The sequence below is a fragment of the Tenacibaculum sp. AWR4_210 genome (assembly GCF_056160945.1).
The window spans coordinates 92414-112102 of record NZ_JBSWYF010000011.1 but is presented as its reverse complement, the minus strand read 5'-3'; the positions used below and the strand labels follow the sequence as shown (position 1 = coordinate 112102).

The 19689-nt window shown below is 37.2% G+C and carries 20 protein-coding genes and 2 tRNA genes; 21 read left to right on the top strand and 1 reads right to left on the bottom strand.

The window, feature by feature from the left end; genetic code table 11:
- Nucleotides 1-45 precede the first annotated feature (45 nt).
- Complete coding sequence (locus ACXAG7_RS17630) at nt 46-1188, bottom strand: acyl-CoA dehydrogenase (protein ID WP_408045221.1); 1143 nt, start codon at nt 1186-1188, stop codon at nt 46-48.
- Nucleotides 1189-1462: 274 nt separating this feature from the next.
- Here ACXAG7_RS17630 and ACXAG7_RS17625 point away from each other — a divergent pair, with 274 nt between their 5' ends.
- The 21 genes from ACXAG7_RS17625 (at nt 1463) to ACXAG7_RS17525 (ending at nt 19686) form a co-directional block, all read left to right on the top strand.
- Entirely contained in the window at nt 1463-2551 is a 1089-nt protein-coding gene (locus ACXAG7_RS17625; protein WP_476667646.1) for an anhydro-N-acetylmuramic acid kinase, read from the top strand.
- Nucleotides 2552-2851: 300 nt separating this feature from the next.
- Nucleotides 2852-4078 (top strand): Glu/Leu/Phe/Val dehydrogenase dimerization domain-containing protein, encoded by a 1227-nt coding sequence (locus tag ACXAG7_RS17620; protein WP_408045219.1) that lies wholly within the window; start codon nt 2852-2854, stop codon nt 4076-4078.
- Between the two features lie 20 nt (nt 4079-4098).
- Nucleotides 4099-5571 carry a sodium/proton antiporter NhaB gene (gene nhaB / locus ACXAG7_RS17615; protein ID WP_408045218.1) on the top strand — a complete coding sequence of 491 codons (1473 nt, stop codon included), beginning with the start codon at nt 4099-4101 and terminating at the stop codon, nt 5569-5571.
- Between the two features lie 116 nt (nt 5572-5687).
- Nucleotides 5688-6374, top strand: coding sequence for a MotA/TolQ/ExbB proton channel family protein (locus tag ACXAG7_RS17610; RefSeq protein WP_408045217.1), 687 nt, complete (start codon nt 5688-5690; stop codon nt 6372-6374).
- On the top strand, nt 6374-6766 hold the full coding sequence (locus ACXAG7_RS17605) for an ExbD/TolR family protein (RefSeq protein WP_408045216.1): 393 nt from the start codon (nt 6374-6376) through the stop codon (nt 6764-6766). Before ACXAG7_RS17610 ends, ACXAG7_RS17605 begins: the two co-directional genes overlap by 1 nt.
- Nucleotides 6767-7612 (top strand): energy transducer TonB, encoded by an 846-nt coding sequence (locus ACXAG7_RS17600; RefSeq protein ID WP_476667645.1) that lies wholly within the window; start codon nt 6767-6769, stop codon nt 7610-7612.
- Between the two features lie 20 nt (nt 7613-7632).
- Entirely contained in the window at nt 7633-8844 is a 1212-nt protein-coding gene (locus ACXAG7_RS17595) for a bifunctional folylpolyglutamate synthase/dihydrofolate synthase (protein ID WP_476667644.1), read from the top strand.
- Nucleotides 8845-8922: 78 nt separating this feature from the next.
- Nucleotides 8923-8997 (top strand) — tRNA-Val (locus ACXAG7_RS17590).
- 25 nt (nt 8998-9022) lie between these two features.
- Nucleotides 9023-9097: transfer RNA gene (locus ACXAG7_RS17585), tRNA-Val, on the top strand.
- 112 nt (nt 9098-9209) lie between these two features.
- Nucleotides 9210-10493 carry a nucleotide sugar dehydrogenase gene (locus ACXAG7_RS17580; RefSeq protein ID WP_476667643.1) on the top strand — a complete coding sequence of 428 codons (1284 nt, stop codon included), beginning with the start codon at nt 9210-9212 and terminating at the stop codon, nt 10491-10493.
- 45 nt (nt 10494-10538) lie between these two features.
- Nucleotides 10539-11123 (top strand): acyltransferase, encoded by a 585-nt coding sequence (locus ACXAG7_RS17575; RefSeq protein ID WP_476667642.1) that lies wholly within the window; start codon nt 10539-10541, stop codon nt 11121-11123.
- 33 nt (nt 11124-11156) lie between these two features.
- Nucleotides 11157-12089 carry a Gfo/Idh/MocA family oxidoreductase gene (locus ACXAG7_RS17570; RefSeq protein ID WP_476667641.1) on the top strand — a complete coding sequence of 311 codons (933 nt, stop codon included), beginning with the start codon at nt 11157-11159 and terminating at the stop codon, nt 12087-12089.
- A 39-nt stretch (nt 12090-12128) separates the two neighbouring features.
- Nucleotides 12129-12563, top strand: a complete 435-nt coding sequence (locus ACXAG7_RS17565) for an adenylyltransferase/cytidyltransferase family protein (RefSeq protein WP_476667640.1) — start codon at nt 12129-12131, stop codon at nt 12561-12563.
- A gap of 4 nt (nt 12564-12567) precedes the next feature.
- Nucleotides 12568-13893 carry a UDP-glucose dehydrogenase family protein gene (locus ACXAG7_RS17560; RefSeq protein ID WP_476667639.1) on the top strand — a complete coding sequence of 442 codons (1326 nt, stop codon included), beginning with the start codon at nt 12568-12570 and terminating at the stop codon, nt 13891-13893.
- The gene (locus tag ACXAG7_RS17555) at nt 13893-14900 is read left to right on the top strand and encodes an NAD-dependent epimerase (RefSeq protein WP_476667638.1); all 1008 of its coding nucleotides are present in this window, start codon (nt 13893-13895) and stop codon (nt 14898-14900) included. Before ACXAG7_RS17560 ends, ACXAG7_RS17555 begins: the two co-directional genes overlap by 1 nt.
- Nucleotides 14893-15930 (top strand): polysaccharide biosynthesis protein, encoded by a 1038-nt coding sequence (locus ACXAG7_RS17550; RefSeq protein ID WP_476667637.1) that lies wholly within the window; start codon nt 14893-14895, stop codon nt 15928-15930. Before ACXAG7_RS17555 ends, ACXAG7_RS17550 begins: the two co-directional genes overlap by 8 nt.
- Nucleotides 15914-17002 (top strand): DegT/DnrJ/EryC1/StrS family aminotransferase, encoded by a 1089-nt coding sequence (locus ACXAG7_RS17545; RefSeq protein WP_476667636.1) that lies wholly within the window; start codon nt 15914-15916, stop codon nt 17000-17002. The genes ACXAG7_RS17550 and ACXAG7_RS17545 overlap by 17 nt, the downstream gene beginning before the upstream one ends.
- Before the next feature lie 2 nt (nt 17003-17004).
- Entirely contained in the window at nt 17005-18093 is a 1089-nt protein-coding gene (locus tag ACXAG7_RS17540; RefSeq protein WP_476667635.1) for a DegT/DnrJ/EryC1/StrS family aminotransferase, read from the top strand.
- The gene (locus ACXAG7_RS17535; RefSeq protein WP_476667634.1) at nt 18090-18761 is read left to right on the top strand and encodes a formyl transferase; all 672 of its coding nucleotides are present in this window, start codon (nt 18090-18092) and stop codon (nt 18759-18761) included. The genes ACXAG7_RS17540 and ACXAG7_RS17535 overlap by 4 nt, the downstream gene beginning before the upstream one ends.
- 5 nt (nt 18762-18766) lie before the next feature.
- Nucleotides 18767-19462 (top strand): PglD-related sugar-binding protein, encoded by a 696-nt coding sequence (locus tag ACXAG7_RS17530; protein WP_476667633.1) that lies wholly within the window; start codon nt 18767-18769, stop codon nt 19460-19462.
- Nucleotides 19462-19686, top strand: a complete 225-nt coding sequence (locus ACXAG7_RS17525; RefSeq protein ID WP_476667632.1) for an acyl carrier protein — start codon at nt 19462-19464, stop codon at nt 19684-19686. The genes ACXAG7_RS17530 and ACXAG7_RS17525 overlap by 1 nt, the downstream gene beginning before the upstream one ends.
- The last annotated feature ends 3 nt before the right edge of the window (nt 19687-19689 follow it).

Below are 19689 nucleotides of genomic sequence, written 5' to 3'. Positions count from 1 at the left end.
GCTCGTCAAGTGATGACGAGCTTTTGATATTAAGTTTTTAAGAAACTATTCTTTGATCAAGCTTCTTGAGATAACGATTTTCTGGATTTCTGAAGTTCCTTCGTAAATCTGTGTGATTTTAGCATCACGCATTAAACGTTCTACGTGGTATTCTTTAACGAATCCGTTTCCTCCGTGAATTTGCACAGCTTCAACAGTCTGTTCCATGGCTACTTTAGATGCGTATAATTTAGCCATAGCTCCCGAACGGTCGTAGTTGGCACCCGCATCTTTATCACAGGCAGATTGCATTACTAAATGCCTTGCAGCGGCAATTTCTGTATACATGTCAGCCAATTTGAATGCGATAGCTTGGTGGTTACAAATTTCCGTACCAAAAGCTTTGCGTTCTTTTGAATATTTTAAGGCTAATTCATAGGCTCCTGATGCAATTCCTAAAGCTTGAGCAGCAATACCAATACGTCCTCCTGAAAGTGTTTTCATGGCGAATTTGAATCCGAATCCATCTTCTCCAATACGATTTTCTTTAGGAACCTTTACATCGTTAAACTGTAAAGTATGCGTATCTGAACCTCTAATTCCTAATTTATCTTCTTTAGGCCCAACATGGAATCCTTCCATACCTTTTTCTACGATGAAAGCGTTGATTCCGCGGTGTCCTTTACTTCTGTCAGTTTGTGCGATTACCAAAAATACATCTGCACGACCTCCATTGGTAATCCAGTTTTTTGTACCGTTCAACAAGTAGTAATCTCCTTTATCTTCAGCAGTAGTTGCCTGAGAGGTAGCATCACTTCCCGCTTCAGGTTCGCTTAAACAAAAGGCACCAATTTGTTCACCAGTGGCTAATTTTGTCAAGTATTTTTGTTTTTGTTCTTCGGTACCATAGCTTTCCAATCCATAACACACTAATGAATTGTTTACAGAAACCATTACCGAGGCCGAAGCGTCAATTTTTGACAATTCTTCCATAATTAACACGTAAGAAATGGTATCCATTCCACTTCCTCCGTATTTCGGATCTACCATCACTCCCATAAATCCGAGCTCTCCCATTTTTCTAACTAATTCATTAGGGAACTCTTGTTTTTCATCTCTTTCAATGACTCCTGGTAATAATTCGGTTTGTGCAAAATCACGTGCAGCATCGCGAATCATTAAATGCTCTTCAGTAAGGTTAAAATCCATCTATTGTTTAATATTATTGTTAAATTCGTAAAATTTGTCCCCAAATATACTTGTTTATAGTCAAATTTTCAAAAGAGAAGGACTATTAAATCTATTTAGAACAATTCTTGGGTGTTTTTTTTATAATCTGTTAATCAACTATATTTTTACCTGTCTTTTTTAAGAGGAATGATTTCTTAGAATGAGAGAATACGAATATTACATACTCCGTGATTACAAATTGTTAATATGAGTTTTTCAGTATACCTTTGAAGTAGAAAAAGCTAGCTTGTCAATGAAAAAATACCATTACTGTATTGGGCTTATGTCTGGAACTTCTTTAGATGGAATAGATCTTGTCTATGTAAAAATAGCACGGGAGAATTATAAAAATTATGAGATTCTCGCTTGTCAAACAGTTGCCTATTCGAATTCGTGGCGGACGAGATTACAGGAAGCCATCGGGAAATCAAGTGCTGAACATGCGGAGTTAACGACAGCTTATGGTGTGTTACTAGGAGAAGTAATTAATGAATTTATGAAGGCTCATGGGATTTCAAGAGTAGATTTCATTGCTTCACATGGGCACACCGTATTACACCAACCCGAGGTAGGTGTCACTTTGCAAATAGGAGATGGACAGGTAATAGCGAATACAACCGGACAAAAAGTCGTTTGTGACTTTAGAACACAGGACGTGGCTTTGGGAGGCCAAGGAGCTCCTCTGGTTCCGATTGGAGACCAACTTTTGTTCGATGACTATACACATTGTATGAATCTGGGAGGTTTTGCCAACATATCGTATGAGGAGAACGGAAAGCGAATAGCCTATGATATAGGCCCTGTTAATATCGTACTGAATAAATTTACGCGTCAGTTGAATTTAGAATACGATGACAAAGGGACTTTAGCAAGAACAGGTACCCTGGATGTTGAGCTGTTTGAGCGACTAAATTTACTGGAATACTATCAGTGGCAACCACCGAAATCACTGGGATTAGAATGGGTTTTAGCCGAGGTGTTTCCGATCTTAACGGAGCGGCCCGTCCCAATTCCGAGTATTTTACATACCGTTGTTGAACACGCAGCTTTTCAGATTGGTAGCTGTTTGGGAACAGGAGCTATTTGTCTGGTGACAGGAGGAGGAACTTTTAATACCTATCTCATGGAGCGCATAGAATTTTATGCAAAAGGAAGGGTAGTAAAAGGAGAGGATGCCCTTATCAATTATAAGGAGGCATTGATTTTTGCTTTACTTGGCCTGCTAAGGATGGAAGGACAGGTCAACTGCTTAGCGGCAGTAACAGGGGCTGTGAAGGATCACAGTTCGGGTGAAATATTTGAGCCTCAAGGGGGTACTCAGGCAGCATTCACGGAATGTTAAAACTGTGTAAAAATTATGGAAACTTTTTCTTTCTTTAAAGTTTCCACCGTATTTTAGCCCTCGACAAAATCGAGTGGGAATATTCTTTTATGGAACAGAAACTTTTCTGTGGAAATAATAAGCGAAGGTCAATTTTTATAGCAATAACCTATTTTTTTATGGTAAGTTTGTAGAATTGAATAAATCCCTAAACTAGTTAAAAATGAATCAGCTTTAAGGCCCCTTCGGGGGGAACATTACAAACAAGTACAGCGCTAAGAAAAAGAATAGCAGTAAAGTTGAATATTATTTTTATACACAATGAAAGAACTATTAAAAAAATACGAAGAAAAACAACCAGAAATCGTTTTTAATTGGAAAGATTCGGAAACTGAAGCTGAGGGATGGACAGTAATCAACTCATTGCGAGGAGGTGCTGCAGGTGGAGGAACGAGAATGAGAAAAGGCCTAGACAAGTACGAAGTGATGTCTTTAGCAAAAACGATGGAGGTTAAATTTACCGTTTCTGGACCTGCCATTGGAGGAGCAAAATCGGGAATAAATTTTGATCCACACGACCCTCGTAAAAAAGGAGTGTTGGAACGCTGGTATAAGGCGGTAGCTCCTTTGTTAAAAAATTACTACGGAACAGGAGGTGATTTAAATGTCGATGAAATTCACGAAGTGATTCCAATCACAGAAGATAGCGGAGTTTGGCACCCACAAGAAGGAGTGTTTAACGGACACTTTAAGCCAACAGAAGCAGATAAAATTAACAGAATTGGGCAATTGAGACACGGAGTAATCAAGGTATTAGAAGATGCTGATTTATCTCCGAGTATTGCCAGAAAATACACCGTTGCAGACATGATTACCGGGTATGGAGTAGCAGAGGCAGTTCGTCATTACTACGACATTTACGGAGGTAATGTAGCAGGTAAAAGAGCTATTGTGCAAGGGTTTGGTAATGTTGGTGCAGCAGCAGCATTTTACCTGGCTCAAATGGGAGCAAAAGTAGTAGGGATTATCGACCGAGTAGGAGGAGTAATCAATGAAGAAGGATTCACCTTTGAAGAAATTAAGGCCTTGTACTTACAGAAAGACGGGAACACCTTGGTTGCCGAAAATATGATCCCATTCGAAGAAATGAACAGTAGAATATGGAATTTACCTTGTGAGATTTTTGCACCTTGTGCGGCTTCTCGTTTAGTAACTCAAGATCAGATTAATCAAATGATTAGTACTGGTTTGGAAGTGATTTCATGTGGTGCTAATGTTCCGTTTGCTGACAAAGAAATTTTCTTCGGTCCAATCATGGAAGATACTGATAGCAAGGTGAGTTTAATTCCTGACTTTATTTCTAATTGTGGTATGGCAAGAGTATTTGCTTACTTCATGGAGCGTAGAGTAGAAATGACAGATCGTGCTATTTTTGACGATACTTCAAATACAATAAAGAAAGCACTGCAAAGAACCTTTGCACGTAGTGCTTCGAAAACTAAAATAAGTGAAACTGCTTTTGAAATAGCTTTAAAAGAGCTACTGTAGAAGCGTAAAATAACAATACCATGTTTAAATATTTTTTAGGGGCGAGTCCAAAATGGTTTAAAATGACCATGATTGGTTTCTTAATTTTTAATGTCTTTTCCTTTTTTGTAATCGGAAAGCAGGTTACTGCTTGGCTTTTTATTGCTGAGTTCATCTTTACTCTGGCGATGGCACTGAAGTGTTATCCCTTACAATCGGGAGGATTATTGGCCATCCAGGCACTGGCATTAGGATTGACTTCCCCGAAAAATGCCTACAAAGAAGTGGATCATAACCTTGAAGTAGTATTACTGTTAGTGTTTATGGTTGCTGGGATTTATTTTATGAAACCCCTATTGATGTATATTTTCAGTAAGGTGTTTACAAAAATTAAATCGAAATTAGTATTATCCTTACTCTTTGTGTTTTTAGCAGCGGTATTGTCAGCATTTTTAGATGCACTTACGGTAACAGCTGTATTAATTAGTGTAGCGGTTGGATTCTATGGAGTGTATCACAAAATTCATTCGAGTTCAGAAGATTACGATGATGACGGAATTCTCGATAGAAAGGAATTGAGTGGGGAAACCCTTGAGCAGTTCCGTAGCTTTTTGAGAAGTTTAATCATGCACGGAGTAGTAGGGACAGCTCTTGGAGGTGTTTGTACTTTAGTAGGAGAACCACAGAACTTACTTATTGGTGAGCGTTTGGGCTGGGATTTTGTTCAGTTCTTTGTGAAAATGGCTCCTATTACGATTCCTGTTTTACTGGCAGGTTTGGCAACAACAGCAGTACTCGAAACCACAGGATGGTTTGGATTTGGAGCAAAACTTCCGAACGTAGCGGCTGAGATTATTGAGAGATATACCGAAGAAGAAGATGCAAAACGTACCGAAAAACAGAAATACGGTTTAATCGTACAGGGAGTTTCAGCTATCTTATTGATTGCAGGATTGGCTTTACACATTGCACCTGTCGGATTTATCGGACTCGCTTTGATCATCGTTCAAACGGCCTTTATGGGAATTATCGATGAACATCAATTAGGACATGCTTTTGAAGAGGCATTGCCATTTACGGGGCTGTTAGTTGTATTCTTTGTCATCGTAGCAATGATTCACGATCAACACTTGTTCAGTCCTATTATTCATTGGGCTTTAGAGCAGGATCCAGCGTCACAGCCAGGGTTGTTCTATATCGCTAACGGATTCTTATCGGCTATTAGTGATAATGTATTTGTGGCAACCGTATATATTGGAGAGGTACAAAATGCATTTGAAAGCGGTGTTATCGATAGAGAGCATTTTGAAAAATTAGCTATCGCTATTAATACTGGAACCAATTTACCGAGTGTAGCAACACCTAATGGTCAGGCGGCATTTTTATTCTTATTGACGTCATCGCTAGCACCTTTGATTAATTTATCATATGGAAAAATGGTTAAAATGGCCTTGCCTTATACCATCGTTCTAGGAGGATTAGGCTATGTAATGGTAAAATTAATGCTGTCGTAAATTAAAAAGTCTATTTATTTTATATTTTTAAATCCTGAATTGTACAATTCAGGATTTTTTTTAAACAATTAAAAAAGAACTCATTCGTTAGTAATTTAAAACTTAAACCTTATTTAATGTTAGCATATTTTCAAGATCAAGCAGCAGCTTTGGAAGAAGTGTCAGAAGAAAAAACCTTATCGATCTATAAATTGATTATGGATGGAGGTGTAGGAGGACAGCTTATCATCGCCCTATTATTTGTACTGTTAGCGGTTGCACTCTATATTTATTTTGAGCGATTTTTTGCTATTAAAGCAGCGGCCAATGTAGATAAAAACTTTATGAATCAAATCAAGGATCACGTGACCAATGGTAAATTGGAAAGCGCAAAGTCTTTGTGTGATAATACCAATACCCCAACAGCAAGACTCATCGGAAAGGGAATTTCGAGAATCGGAAAACCGTTAGATGATATCAATAAAGCCATCGAAAATGCAGGTAAGTTAGAAGTCTATCAGTTGGAGAAAAACGTCAGTGTATTGGCTACCATTGCTGGAGCAGCTCCGATGATAGGGTTTTTAGGAACGGTAATTGGAATGATTGTTGCCATTCATGAAATAGCGAACTCTGGAGGTCAAATAGATATCAAGATGTTGTCTGATGGGCTTTACACGGCAATGACGACCACCGTTGCTGGGTTAATTGTAGGGATTATCGCATATATTACTTATAACCATTTGGTGGTACGTACCGATAAGGTGGTATATCAAATGGAGGCTAAGTCAGTAGAGTTTTTAGATCTATTAAACGAACCAGTATAATGAATTTACGAGGAAGAAATAAAGTAGATCCGAGTTTTAATATGTCGTCAATGACGGATATCGTATTTTTATTACTGATATTTTTCATGTTGACATCGACCCTGGTTACGGTAAGTGCTATTGATGTTTTATTGCCGAAAGCAGGAGGTAAAACAGAGAACAATACTTCAGTAGCTGTGACGATTACTAAAAACTCCGTCTTTTACATCGATAAGTCTAAAGTTTCGAAAACCAATTTGGAGAGAACACTCCTCACTAAGGTAGGAGCAGACAAAAAGAAAACGGTAGTAATACGAGGAGATCAGAACGTACCTTATAAGCAAATTATGAAGGTTATTGATATCGCAAATAGAAATAAGCTAAAAATGATTTTAGCTGTTAAAGGAAAATAAATGGCGTTTTTAGATACAAAACATAAAAAGAAATCCGCAGTACTGACACTTTTGATTTTATTGTTGTTATTGTTTGGCATCTTTAATTATGGGATGAAGTACTTGGACCCACCTATCGAATACGGTTTGGCGATTAATTTCGGAAATTCAGAGGTAGGACGTGGAGATCCTGTAGAGCACACCCAACAGCAATCGAGCACGAAAGAGGTTACTGAAGAACAGGTGCAGCCACAGGAAGAAGTTCAGGATACGCCTCAAGAAACGGCACAGGAAGATGTCATTACTGATGAGTCGGCAGAAGATGTCCCGGTTGTTGAGAAAAACGATCAAACCAAAGAAGAAACGGTAGAAAAAACTGTTGAGACTCCTAAGAAAGAAACACCAAAACCTAAAGAAAAGGAGAAACCTAAGCCTTCTAAGGCGGCGAGTGATGCTTTGAACAGTTTGTTAAACGGTACTTCTGACAAAGGAGCTGCCGGTGAAGGCGATGATGCACAAGAAGGAACCAAAGGAAATAAAAATGGCGATGCCAATTCTTCAAAATACTACGGTAAGGCAGGTAGCGGTTCTGGCGGTAATTACAACTTGGCGGGAAGAAAAGCGTTATCAAAGCCTATAGAAAAGCCCGATTGCCAACAAGAGGGAATCGTCGTAGTGAGTATAGAGGTAGATAAAAATGGTAAAGTAATAAAGGCCATTCCTGGGGTAAAAGGTTCTACGAATACTTCTCCCTGCTTATTAAAGCCTGCAAAGGAAGCGGCTTTGAGAACAAAGTGGAATCCAGACGGAAACGCACCGAGTAGGCAAAAAGGAACGATAATTTATAAATTTTCACTTGCTCAATAACAAGAGAGGGCATTGCGATTATGACATATCAGCAAACTTTAGACTGGATGTTCGCCCAGTTACCCATGTATCAGCGACAGGGTAAAGCAGCGTTCAAAAAAGATTTGACCAATATAGTGGCCTTGGCGGAGTACCTCGGGAATCCTCAAGACCAATTTAAATCAATTCATGTAGGAGGAACAAATGGAAAGGGATCGACCAGTCATATGCTCGCTTCTGTATTGCAGGAAGCAGGTTATAAGGTAGGTTTGTATACATCTCCGCATTTAAAAAACTTTACAGAACGCATTCGTATCAACGGGCAAGAGCTCTCGAAAGCTGCTGTTACAGATTTCGTAGCTTCCCACAGAGACTTTATGGAAGCCCAAGGACTGTCATTTTTTGAAATGACGGTAGGCATGGCCTTTGAAGCTTTTGCGAAAGCAGCGGTAGATATTGCCATCATTGAAGTTGGTTTGGGAGGTCGATTAGATTCTACCAACATTATTACTCCAGAAGTATCGGTTATTACCAATATTGGATTGGATCATGTGCAGATGCTAGGGGATACCCTTGAAAAGATCGCTTTTGAAAAGGCTGGGATCATCAAACCTCAAATACCGGTGGTGATTGGAGAACGGCAAGAGGAAACGACCGCGGTATTTATGGAAAAGGCAACGATGTGTGAAGCCCCCATCCTCTTTGCTTCTGACCAAGGACCGATGGACTACGAAACGGATCTGTTAGGGACTTATCAATATAATAATGTCAGGACGGCGGTTACGGCTTTACAAACCTTAAAGGGCTTTGTAATTTCTGAAGAGGTACTGCGTGTTGGATTGAAAAAGGTAGTTCAAAATACCAACTTGAAAGGGAGATGGCAAGTTTTACAAGAGGCACCTAAGGTTATTTGTGATACTGCTCATAACAAAGAAGGGCTTTTTTACACCCTTGAACAATTAAAAAAGGAGTCTTATAAAGACCTTCATATTCTATTGGGGGTAGTTTCTGATAAAAATATTGATGAAATTTTACCGATGTTTCCAGAAAATGCTCACTATTATTTTTGTGCTCCGGACATTCCTAGGGCTATGGAAGTGGAGGAATTGCAAGCAAGGGCAAAAAAAAATAAAATTTTTGGAAAAAAATTTTCATCGGTAGCGGAAGCTTATAAGTCCTTGTTAATGAATTTAAAAGAGGGTGATATTGGGTATGTAGGAGGTAGTACTTTCGTGGTTGCTGAGGTTTTGTGATGAAAAAAAATGAAAAAAGCCCTTGTCAATTCAAAAAAGGGTCATATATTTGCACCCGCAATCAGCAATTAACAAAAAGGGCGCGTAGCTCAGTTGGTTCAGAGCACTTGGTTTACACCCAAGGGGTCAGGGGTTCGAATCCCTTCGCGCCCACAACTCTTTAAAGTTAATTGCATCAGGGCGCGTAGCTCAGTTGGTTCAGAGCACTTGGTTTACACCCAAGGGGTCAGGGGTTCGAATCCCTTCGCGCCCACAGATACAAAACCTCACTAGTTGTCTAGTGAGGTTTTTTCATTTCTAAGCATTTGTTGTGCAATTCATTCCTCTTTTTGTAAATTCGTTGTTTAAATTTTTAAGTTATATACATGAGTAATCCTGTGATAGGTGTTATTGGTTTAGGTTATGTTGGTTTGCCATTGGCAAGTTTATTTGCAGCGAAGTATAAGGTGATTGGTTTTGATATCAATAATCAGCGAGTACAAGAGCTAAAAGGTGGGGTTGATAAGACTTTAGAGGTGGAAGATAGTACTTTGAAAGAGGTGTTGGTTGCGGATAGAAATGTTGAAAAAGGATTGTTTGTTACTTCGATAGAAGGCGCTTTAGAAGGGTGTGATTATTTTATTATCACAGTACCTACCTCAGTAGATAAAAACAATCAACCGATATTAGGTCCTTTACTAGCTGCTAGCGGTACCGTGGCGAGATGGATAAAAAAAGGAGGAGTTGTGATTTACGAATCAACGGTGTACCCAGGAGCAACGGAAGAAGATTGTATTCCAGTTGTAGAGAAGGAGTCGAAATTGGTTTTTAATCGTGACTTCTTTGTAGGGTATTCTCCAGAACGCATTAGCCCAGGAGATAAGGTGAGGACTGTAGAGAATATTTTAAAAGTAACCTCGGGATCCACACCAGAAATAGCTTTTAAGATTGATCAGTTGTATAAATCAGTTATTAAAGCTGGGACTTATATGGCTAGTTCAATAAAAGTAGCGGAAGCATCAAAGATAATTGAGAATTGTCAGCGAGATATTAATATCGCTTTTGTGAATGAATTAGCTAAGATTTTTAATCTCCTAGAGATAGATACTGGTGAGGTTTTGAGAGCAGCTGCGACTAAGTGGAATTTTCTGCCCTTTAAGCCTGGTTTAGTTGGAGGGCATTGTATCGGGGTGGATCCGTATTATTTAGCTCAGAAGGCTCAGTCAAAAGGGTATCATCCGGAAATCATTTTAGCAGGTCGCAGGTTGAATGATGGGATGGGAGAGTATGTGGCAACAGAGGTAGTTAAGTTGATGATTCAACATGATATATTGGTGCGGAATGCTAAAGTTTTAGTTTTGGGAGTAACATTCAAGGAAAATTGCCCCGATGTTAGGAATACTAAGGTGGTAGATTTGGTTCGAGGATTAAAGGGGTTTGGTACAGATGTAGTTGTTTACGATCCGTGGGCAAGGGCAGAGGATGTTCAGGCAGAGTTTGGAATGGTGCTTTCTCCGAGGGTTCCAGATGTTAAGTTTGATGCTGTCGTGTTGGCTGTTGCTCATAGTGAGTTTGAAAAAATGGACTTAGGTCTTTATCGAGAAGAGAATTCTGTAGTTTACGATGTAAAAGGAACTTGGTCTAGTGAGGTTGTAGACGCAAGGTTGTAGGGGATCTGTGGTTAGTTTTAAAGAGATAAATTATAAGTAACTTTTATGGATTATTTTGTACATGATACGGCTGTGGTAGATGATGGTGCGATTATATGCAAAGGGGTAAAGATTTGGCATTTTTCTCATGTTATGTCTGATTCTGTAATTGGGGAGGGTTGTAATTTAGGGCAAAATGTCGTTATTCATCCAGGTGTAGTTTTGGGGGGGAATGTTAAGGTGCAAAATAATGTTTCAATTTATTCTGGCGTTATATGTGATGACGATGTTTTTATAGGTCCTTCTGCAGTATTTACCAATGTTAAAAATCCGAGAAGTCATATCGTAAGAAAAAAAGAGTATCAGGAAACCTATTTAGAGCGTGGAGTGTCAGTTGGGGCAAATGCGACTGTAATTTGTGGGGTTCGATTAGGGGCTTTTGCAATGATCGGTGCAGGTGCTGTAGTAACTAAAGATGTCGCTCCTTTCGCTTTGTTAGTTGGGAACCCAGCTAGACACATTGGGTGGGTGAGTAGATCAGGTATACGTCTTGAATTTGATGAAAATGGAATAGCTCAGTGTGATGAGGGGAAAGATTGGTATAGAAAGATTGAAGATAGGGTTAGCGTGTTTGAAAATAATAGAAAATAGGGTTTTGTTAGATTGAGCTGTTAAACTAATATTATGAAGAACTTTGCTATTATAGGGGTTGCGGGCTATGTTGCTCCACGACATTTAAAGGCTATTAAAGAGGTTGGTGGTGATTTATTGGCGGCTTTGGATAAGTTTGATAGTGTTGGGATACTTGATTCGTATTTCCCTGAAGCAGACTTTTTTGTAGAGTTTGAACGCTTTGATCGTCATCTTGAGAAGTTGAAGAGGCAGGCAAATGTAAATCTAGATTTCTTAAGTATTTGTACTCCAAATTACTTACATGATTCTCATATAAGAATGGGATTGCGAAGTGGGGCTAGTGCAATTTGTGAGAAGCCTCTGGTGTTAAATCCATGGAATTTGGATGCATTGGAGTCGATTGAGTCAGAGTCTGAAGGGAGTGTGTATTCTATTTTACAATTGCGATATCATCCTGCTATACAGGGTTTAAAAAAACAGGTGTTAAATAGTGGAATTAATACAAAATACGAAGTCGATTTGACCTATATTGTTTCTAGGGGGAGTTGGTATGATGTTTCTTGGAAAGGAGATGTGTCTAAATCAGGAGGTGTAGCCCTAAATATTGGAGTTCATTTTTTTGATATGCTCGGATGGGTTTTTGGTAAAGTACAGGAAAATTTTGTGCATTATAAAGATGAAAAAACAATGTCGGGTTATCTTGAATTTGAAAAAGCACGAGTGCGTTGGTATCTGTCAATTGATGGTGGAAAGTTGCCTGATTTTTGTGTGGCGGAAGGTAAAAAAACATATAGATCAATAACTGTGAATAATCAAGAAATTGAATTTAGTGAAGGTTTTACTGATTTGCACACAGTGAGTTATGAGGATGTTCTAAGTGGGGGTGGATATGGGATTCAAGCTGCAAGGAAATCCATTGAACTTGTGTATGATATCAGGTGTAAAAAAACTGTAAAATTAGGAGAAAAACATTTTTTATTATAAAAGAAGACATATATTTGTCCTTTAAAAAGAGAGAAGAAAATGAAAATCGGTATTACTTTTAGTGCTTTCGACTTACTTCACGCGGGGCACATTAAAATGCTTGAAGAGGCCAAGCGACAATGTGATTATTTGATTTGTGGCCTTCAAACTGATCCCACCATTGATAGACCAGAAAAAAACAGACCAGTGCAATCTGTTGTTGAACGATATATACAGCTAAAAGGTTGTAAGTATGTAGATGAAATCGTTCCTTATACTACGGAGCAGGATTTAGAAGATATATTAAGATCTTTTCATATAGATGTGAGAGTTATTGGAGATGAGTATGCGAGTAAGCTGTTTACGGGGAGAGACTATTGTGAGAAAAAAGGTATAAAACTGTACTTCAACAAAAGAGAGCACAGATTTTCAAGTAGTGGATTAAGAAAGGAAGTTCACGATAAAGAAAGTTTAAAATCTAAGGATAAACAATAAATAAATGAATATAGCCGTAATTGGTACTGGTTATGTAGGACTAGTTTCAGGAACTTGTTTTTCAGAAATGGGAAATAAAGTTACTTGTGTAGATATCGACAGGGATAAAATTAAAAAGTTACACGAGGGGGTGATTCCAATCTACGAACCAGGCTTAGAAGCAATGGTTTTAAAAAATGTGAAGAACGAGAACTTATTCTTTACAACTAGTCTAGAAGAGGCAATTAAAGATGCTGAAATAGTTTTTATAGCTGTTGGAACACCTATGGGGGAAGATGGTTCTGCTGATTTACAATATGTGTTAGCTGTAGCTAGAGAAATAGGACAATCAATGGAAAAAAGATTGATTGTTGTAGATAAGTCAACTGTACCTGTAGGAACTGCAGATAAAGTAAAAGCAACGATTTTTGAAGAATTGCAAAAAAGAGAGGAACAAATTCAGTTCGATGTAGTTTCGAATCCGGAATTTTTGAAGGAAGGAGATGCTATCAATGATTTCATGAAGCCAGATAGAGTGGTAATCGGAGCTGATTCAGACTACGCTTTTGATAAAATGAAGCAATTATACGCTCCATTTACAATGTCTCATGATCGATTTATCGGTATGGATATTAAATCAGCAGAGATGACAAAATACGCAGCGAACGCAATGTTAGCAACAAAGATCTCATTTATGAATGAGATATCTAATATTTGTGAGAGAGTTGGAGCAGATGTTAATAATGTACGTATCGGGATAGGTTCTGATGCTCGAATCGGGTATAGTTTTATATATCCTGGCGCGGGTTATGGGGGCTCGTGTTTCCCGAAGGATGTTAAGGCTTTAAAAAAAATTGCGGAGGAGCATGATTACAATGCTCAATTGATAAAATCAGTAGAAGATGTAAATGACCGTCAAAAATTTGTTATTTCTGAGAAGATTGTGAGGAAGTATGGTGAAGATTTGACAGGGATGACCTTTGGGGTATGGGGGCTAGCTTTTAAACCAGGAACTGATGACATGCGTGAAGCTCCGGCTATATACGTCATTAAAGAATTGGTGAAGCGAGGAGCTAAAGTCAATGCCTACGATCCGAAAGCTATGGATGAAGCGGCTCATTTTTACTTGAAAGATACGCATGGTGTCGCTTATAAAAAAGCCAAGTATGATGTACTGGAAAATGCTGATGCGTTGATTTTATTAACGGAGTGGAAGGAGTTTAGATCTCCGGATTTTGATGAAATTTCAAAGCAGCTAAAGAAACCAGTCATTTTCGATGGGAGAAATCAATACAATGTGTTTAATCTGGAAGAGAAAGGGTTTGAATACTATCAAATAGGGAAGAATTAATGAGGATTTTGGTTACTGGGGCCGCAGGCTTTATCGGCTATCATTTAAGTAATAGCCTTTTGGCTCAAGGACATGAAGTAGTAGGAGTAGACAATATCAACGATTATTACGATGTCAATTTAAAGTATGCACGTCTTAAGGAATTGGGAATATCACGTGAGGAAGCTACAAAGTTTTATAATATAACTCAGAGTAATACCTTTGACTCTTTCAAGTTTGAAAGATTGAATTTAGAAGACAAAGAAGCTTTGTTTACTTTATTCAAGGAAGAATCTTTTGATGTCGTATGTAATTTAGCAGCTCAAGCCGGAGTAAGGTATAGTATTGAAAACCCGGATGTGTATATTCAGAGCAATATTGTTGGGTTTTTAAATATACTAGAAGCCTCTAGGTCTTTTGGTATTAAACATTTGGTTTATGCAAGTAGTTCTAGTGTGTATGGTTCAAATAAAAAGATTCCTTTCGAAGAGGGAGATCGTGTAGATTCTCCTGTCAGTTTATATGCAGCCACAAAAAAGAGTAACGAATTAATGGCTCACACCTACAGTCATTTATATGGTATACCTACCACAGGTTTGCGTTTTTTTACTGTTTATGGTCCTTGGGGACGACCAGATATGGCACCAATGCTTTTTGCTGATGCGATAACTAATAATCGAGCAATTAAAGTTTTCAACAATGGAAATATGGAAAGAGATTTTACATATGTCGACGATATTGTTGAAGGGGTCAATAAAGTATTAACTTCGGAACCTAGAACCATCGAACTTTACAAACTGTATAATATAGGGAATAATAATTCTGTTAAATTGATGGAGTTCATTGCTACCCTAGAGAATAATTTTAATAAAGTTGCAGATAAGGAAATGTATCCTATGCAAGCAGGAGATGTACAGAAAACTTGGGCAGATGTTACAAGATTGATCTCTGATTATGGTTATAAACCCCAAACTCAGATAGAAAAAGGAGTTAAAGAATTTGTTAAATGGTATATAAATTATGTTTAAAGATAAAATTTTATTAATTACAGGTGGAACTGGTTCATTCGGAAACGCGGTTTTAGAACGATTTTTAAATTCTGAAATAAAAGAAATTCGCGTATTCAGTAGAGATGAAAAAAAGCAAGAAGACATGCGTGTTGAATATAAAAATGATAAATTAAATTTCATTGTTGGAGATATACGCGATTACGATAGTATCAATAGCGCAATGCGTGGGGTTGATTTTGTATTTCATGCAGCGGCACTAAAGCAGGTGCCATCATGTGAGTTCTATCCAATGCAAACCATAAAAACAAATCTTATTGGGGCTGAAAATGTGTTAGAAGCTGCAGTTTCTAATCAAGTCAAGAAAGTTGTTGTGCTAAGTACGGATAAGGCTGTTTATCCAATTAATACTATGGGAATGTCCAAGGCTTTAATGGAAAAATTGGCTATATCGAAGGCACGTGATTATCGAGTGCAAGAGATGAAATCTGTTATTTGTGCGACGAGATATGGCAATGTAATGGCCTCCAGAGGCTCTATAATTCCCCTTTTTATTAAACAGATTAAAGAAGGTAAGGAGTTAACAATCACCAATTCGAAAATGACGAGGTTTATGATGTCTTTAGAAGACTCTGTCGATTTGGTAAAGTTTGCTTTTGAAAATGCAGAAGGTGGAGATATTTTTGTTCAAAAGTCGCCTTCAGCTACCATATACACTCTTGCAATGGCGTTGAAGGAATTGTTTAATGCAGATAATGGTATTAAGATAATTGGAGCAAGGCATGGAGAAAAAATGTATGAAACTTTGTGTGGTAAGGAAGAAATGTCAAAAGCGGTTGATATGGGAGATTACTATCGCATTCCGGCTGATTTTCGTGATTTGAATTATACAAAATATATTCAAGAAGATGGACCAAGACTTCAAAATGATGAGTATAATTCAGATAATACAGATTTGTTGAATGTAGAACAAATGAAAGAGTTGTTACTTACACTGGACTATGTGAAAAATGAATTAAATAATTACAAGAAGAATGATACCCTTAGTTAAATCACTTTTACCTCCTAAAGAAGTATTGATGCCTAAATTAGAAGAGGTGTTATACTCAGGGTATATTGCCCAGGGGAGTGTTGTAGATCAATTTGAGAAGGAATTTGGAGAGTTTAATGGTAGTAGGTACAATTTATCTGTAAATAGTGGTTCTTCAGCCTTACATATAGCTTTGATTTTGGCAGGTGTTAAGGAAGGAGATGAAGTAATTTCGACTGCCATTACTGCGGAACCAACTAATACTGTAATATCTCAAACTGGAGCAAAGATAGTTTGGGCGGATATAGATTTAGAAACTGGTAATTTGTGCCCGAAGAGTGTTGAGAGTAAAATTACAGACAGGACTTCAGCTATTGTTGTCGTAGATTATGCAGGTGTACCTGTGGATATTACAAGTTTTAAAAATATTGAAGAAAAATACAATATTCCTGTTATTCAAGATTCGGCACATGCATTAGGTGCAAAATTTGAGGGTAAGAATTTAGGGAATCATTTTAAGTATACGGCATTCTCATTCCAAGCGATAAAACATATGACTACGGTTGATGGTGGTATGTTATGCCTCAGGGATGAAGAGGATTTTGAAAGAGCTAAACTGATTAGATGGTTTGGAATTAAAAAAGGAGTAAGCAGACTTGAGAACGATATAAATACTCAAGGGTATAAGTATCATATGAATAATGTTAATGCAATCATAGGAATAACTCAATTAGAAAGCCTTGGAAGTATTATAGAAAGGTATATAGACAATGGTAGATATTATGACCATGAGTTAAACAAAATTGAAGGTCTTACACTCTTAAATTATTACAAAGATTCTAAGCCTTCATATTGGTTATACACTTTAAAAGTCGAAGATAGAGATAATTTTATCAAAATGATGGCAAGTAATGGTGTTATGGCATCAGAGCTTCATAAGAGAAATGATTTGCATTCCATTTTTGCAGGGTCTAAAACTCATCTTCCTAATGTAGATAAATTTGAAAATGAAAGAGTTCACATTCCATGTGGGTATTGGGTTAAAGAAGAAGATCGACAAATGATAGTTGAAATAATAAAGAAGGGGTGGTAGAGATGATTCCAATTTTTAAACCTTATATGCCAGAAGGTATTGAGAAGGGGCTATCTGAAATACTTTATTCTGGAAAATTATCGTACGGGAAGTATGGTAGGATGTTTGAGGATAAAATCAAAACGTATATCTCTAATGAATTGTTTTTGAGTATATCTACATATAATCAAGCTCTGTTGGTTGTTTTAGCTACTTTAGATTTAAAACCAGGAGATGAAGTTATTGCATCACCAGTAAGTTGTTTGGCATCTAATCAGCCATTTGTTTCAAAAGGGATAAAGGTTGTATGGGCTGATATTGACCCTTTTACGGGGACTTTAGATATAGAGAGCGTAAAAGAAAAAATAACGACAAAGACGAAAGCGATTTTTCATAATCATTACTGTGGCTATTTAGGATATGTCGATGCTATGGTTCAACTGTGTCGTGAATATGGCTTGTACTTAGTTGACGATTGTGTTGAAGCTTTTGGTTCGACACATGTAGGTGAAAAATCAGGGAATTTAGGGGCTGATATTTCTGTATTCTCTTTTCAGACTGTAAGGCTTCCTAACACTATTGATGGTGGAGGTTTGGCTTTTAGATCAAGAGAACTTTATGATAGAGCTGTAATGATTAGGGATTATGGTATTGACAGGTCTAAGTTTAGAGACGATATGAATGAAATAAACCCAAAATGCGATATTACTGTTGAAGGGTTTGGAGCATTAATGAATGAGGTTAACGCTTTTATTGGAGTGGAGCAGTTTTCAAAATTGGAATTGTTATTACTAAAACAAAAAGAAAATGCACGTATTTGGAGGGAGATTTTAGAAGGTCATTCAAAAATTTCACCTATGAAACCTGTAGAAGGGACTATTCCTAATTATTGGGTATTTGGAGTTATTTTGAATACAGGAGATAAGCGATCTATTTTGAAGGAGTTTAGAGATAAAGGAATTTATGCTTCTAGTGTTCATATAAATAATAATATCTATTCTGTTTTTAACAATACAGAACCTTTGAAAGGCGTGACGGAATTTATGAATAAATATATTGCCTTACCTAGTGGTTGGTGGTTTGATTTAGATAAAAAATTAGTACAATTATGAAAGTAGTATTTTTAGCATACAGAGAATGGTCAATCGATGTTTATAAAACAGTAGAGAGACATCCAAAAGTAGATAAAAGTGTATTATGTAAAACAAGTGATGAACTTGAGAGATTAGATTTAAAAGATTATGATTTAATTATTTCTTGTGGGTGGAGTGATGAACTTGGAAGTGAAGTTTTGAAAAATATTGATGCTATTGGAGTACACTGTGCTGAGCTAGATAGATATTCTTATGGTTCTCCAATTCAGTTGCAAATTCTTGACGGGATTACAAGAACAAAACATCGTGTATTCAGTTTTACTTACGAAGAAAATTCTCCTAGAGCTCATACTCATAATTGCTTATATTCTCATGAAGTTGATTTAGATCTAACTGGAAATATGGAGGATATTTTAGAACAAATGACATCGACTAGTAAGGTGTTATTTAATAGATTTCTGGATGATTATCCTTCTATAGAGTGGAAAAAATGGCCAGAAGAAAATATCGTTAGAAAGAAAAGAACTCCTAAAGATAGTATTTTGTCTAAAACGAAATTGATGGAATTGAGTACAGAGGATTTGTATAATTTTTTCCGTTGTCTTGAAGATCCATATCCTAATGGGGCAATAGAAGATGATAAGGGGATATTGTACATCGAAAAGGTGAGATTTAAGCGTAAATAAGAATTATGAACAAATTAATTATTTTGGGAGCTGGTGGATCTGGCGAAGATATTGTTAGCATAGTTAATGCTATTAATCGCAATAGTGAAGAGACTGTCTGGGAGATTGTTGGGTACCTTGATGATAACCCAGAATTGCATGGTAAAACAAAATTAGGAATAGAGATACTTGGAACGATAGCCTCCGCTGACCATTATGAAAATGTTTATTTCGTCTCGTCAATTGCTAATCCAAATAATAGATTAATTAGACGAAAAATCTTTGACGATGTTAAGAAGAATACAGGATTAAAATTCGCAACTTTAGTACACCCAACAGCTGTGTTGTATGACAATGTGAGTTTGGAGGAAGGTGTTGTAATTAATGCATATTGTGTATTGGGTAGTAATACAGTGATAGGAAAGAATGTTCATTTAGCCTATTCATGTAATGTAGCTCATGAATCAAAGATAGGAGACCACTGTGCTTTTGGAACAGGTGTCAATTTGTCGAGTGGAGTTGATATTGGTGATGATTCTTATATAGGTGTTGGAGTTGCAGTGTCACATGATGTAACTATTGATAGTGACACATTGGTTTCTGTTGGAAGTGCAGTAGTAAGCGACTTGAAAAGTTCTGGACAAAATATGTGGATAGGGGTTCCAGCAATCCCGATCAAAGAGTTTATAGAGAATAAATTAAGATTAAAAAAAATAAAATAATGCAGGATAAGGTTTTAGATGTAGTCAATGAAATACGAATGAATAAAGGAGAATCGAAGTTGGATTCTCTTAAAGAAGACGATAAGTTTAGAGAAGATTTAGGTCTCGATTCTTTTGACCTGGCTGAACTAACGGTTAGGCTGGAAGCAATTTTTGATGTAGACGTATTTGAGAATGGATTAATAGATACAATAGGAGAATTGTTCGTTAAGTTAAAAAAATAAAAG

Bases quoted from the DNA above. Each gene is read 5' to 3' on its own strand.
- ACXAG7_RS17535 (WP_476667634.1), top strand. From the start codon at position 18,090: ATGAAAGTAGTATTTTTAGCATACAGAGAATGGTCAATCGATGTTTAT.
- ACXAG7_RS17580 (WP_476667643.1), top strand. From the start codon at position 9,210: ATGAGTAATCCTGTGATAGGTGTTATTGGTTTAGGTTATGTTGGTTTG.
- ACXAG7_RS17575 (WP_476667642.1), top strand. From the start codon at position 10,539: ATGGATTATTTTGTACATGATACGGCTGTGGTAGATGATGGTGCGATT.
- ACXAG7_RS17565 (WP_476667640.1), top strand. From the start codon at position 12,129: ATGAAAATCGGTATTACTTTTAGTGCTTTCGACTTACTTCACGCGGGG.
- ACXAG7_RS17560 (WP_476667639.1), top strand. From the start codon at position 12,568: ATGAATATAGCCGTAATTGGTACTGGTTATGTAGGACTAGTTTCAGGA.
- ACXAG7_RS17595 (WP_476667644.1), top strand. From the start codon at position 7,633: ATGACATATCAGCAAACTTTAGACTGGATGTTCGCCCAGTTACCCATG.
- ACXAG7_RS17530 (WP_476667633.1), top strand. From the start codon at position 18,767: ATGAACAAATTAATTATTTTGGGAGCTGGTGGATCTGGCGAAGATATT.
- ACXAG7_RS17630 (WP_408045221.1), bottom strand. From the start codon at position 1,188: ATGGATTTTAACCTTACTGAAGAGCATTTAATGATTCGCGATGCTGCA.
- ACXAG7_RS17555 (WP_476667638.1), top strand. From the start codon at position 13,893: ATGAGGATTTTGGTTACTGGGGCCGCAGGCTTTATCGGCTATCATTTA.
- ACXAG7_RS17610 (WP_408045217.1), top strand. From the start codon at position 5,688: ATGTTAGCATATTTTCAAGATCAAGCAGCAGCTTTGGAAGAAGTGTCA.
- ACXAG7_RS17550 (WP_476667637.1), top strand. From the start codon at position 14,893: ATGTTTAAAGATAAAATTTTATTAATTACAGGTGGAACTGGTTCATTC.
- ACXAG7_RS17600 (WP_476667645.1), top strand. From the start codon at position 6,767: ATGGCGTTTTTAGATACAAAACATAAAAAGAAATCCGCAGTACTGACA.
- ACXAG7_RS17525 (WP_476667632.1), top strand. From the start codon at position 19,462: ATGCAGGATAAGGTTTTAGATGTAGTCAATGAAATACGAATGAATAAA.
- ACXAG7_RS17570 (WP_476667641.1), top strand. From the start codon at position 11,157: ATGAAGAACTTTGCTATTATAGGGGTTGCGGGCTATGTTGCTCCACGA.
- ACXAG7_RS17540 (WP_476667635.1), top strand. From the start codon at position 17,005: ATGATTCCAATTTTTAAACCTTATATGCCAGAAGGTATTGAGAAGGGG.
- ACXAG7_RS17545 (WP_476667636.1), top strand. From the start codon at position 15,914: ATGATACCCTTAGTTAAATCACTTTTACCTCCTAAAGAAGTATTGATG.
- ACXAG7_RS17625 (WP_476667646.1), top strand. From the start codon at position 1,463: ATGAAAAAATACCATTACTGTATTGGGCTTATGTCTGGAACTTCTTTA.
- nhaB (WP_408045218.1), top strand. From the start codon at position 4,099: ATGTTTAAATATTTTTTAGGGGCGAGTCCAAAATGGTTTAAAATGACC.
- ACXAG7_RS17605 (WP_408045216.1), top strand. From the start codon at position 6,374: ATGAATTTACGAGGAAGAAATAAAGTAGATCCGAGTTTTAATATGTCG.
- ACXAG7_RS17620 (WP_408045219.1), top strand. From the start codon at position 2,852: ATGAAAGAACTATTAAAAAAATACGAAGAAAAACAACCAGAAATCGTT.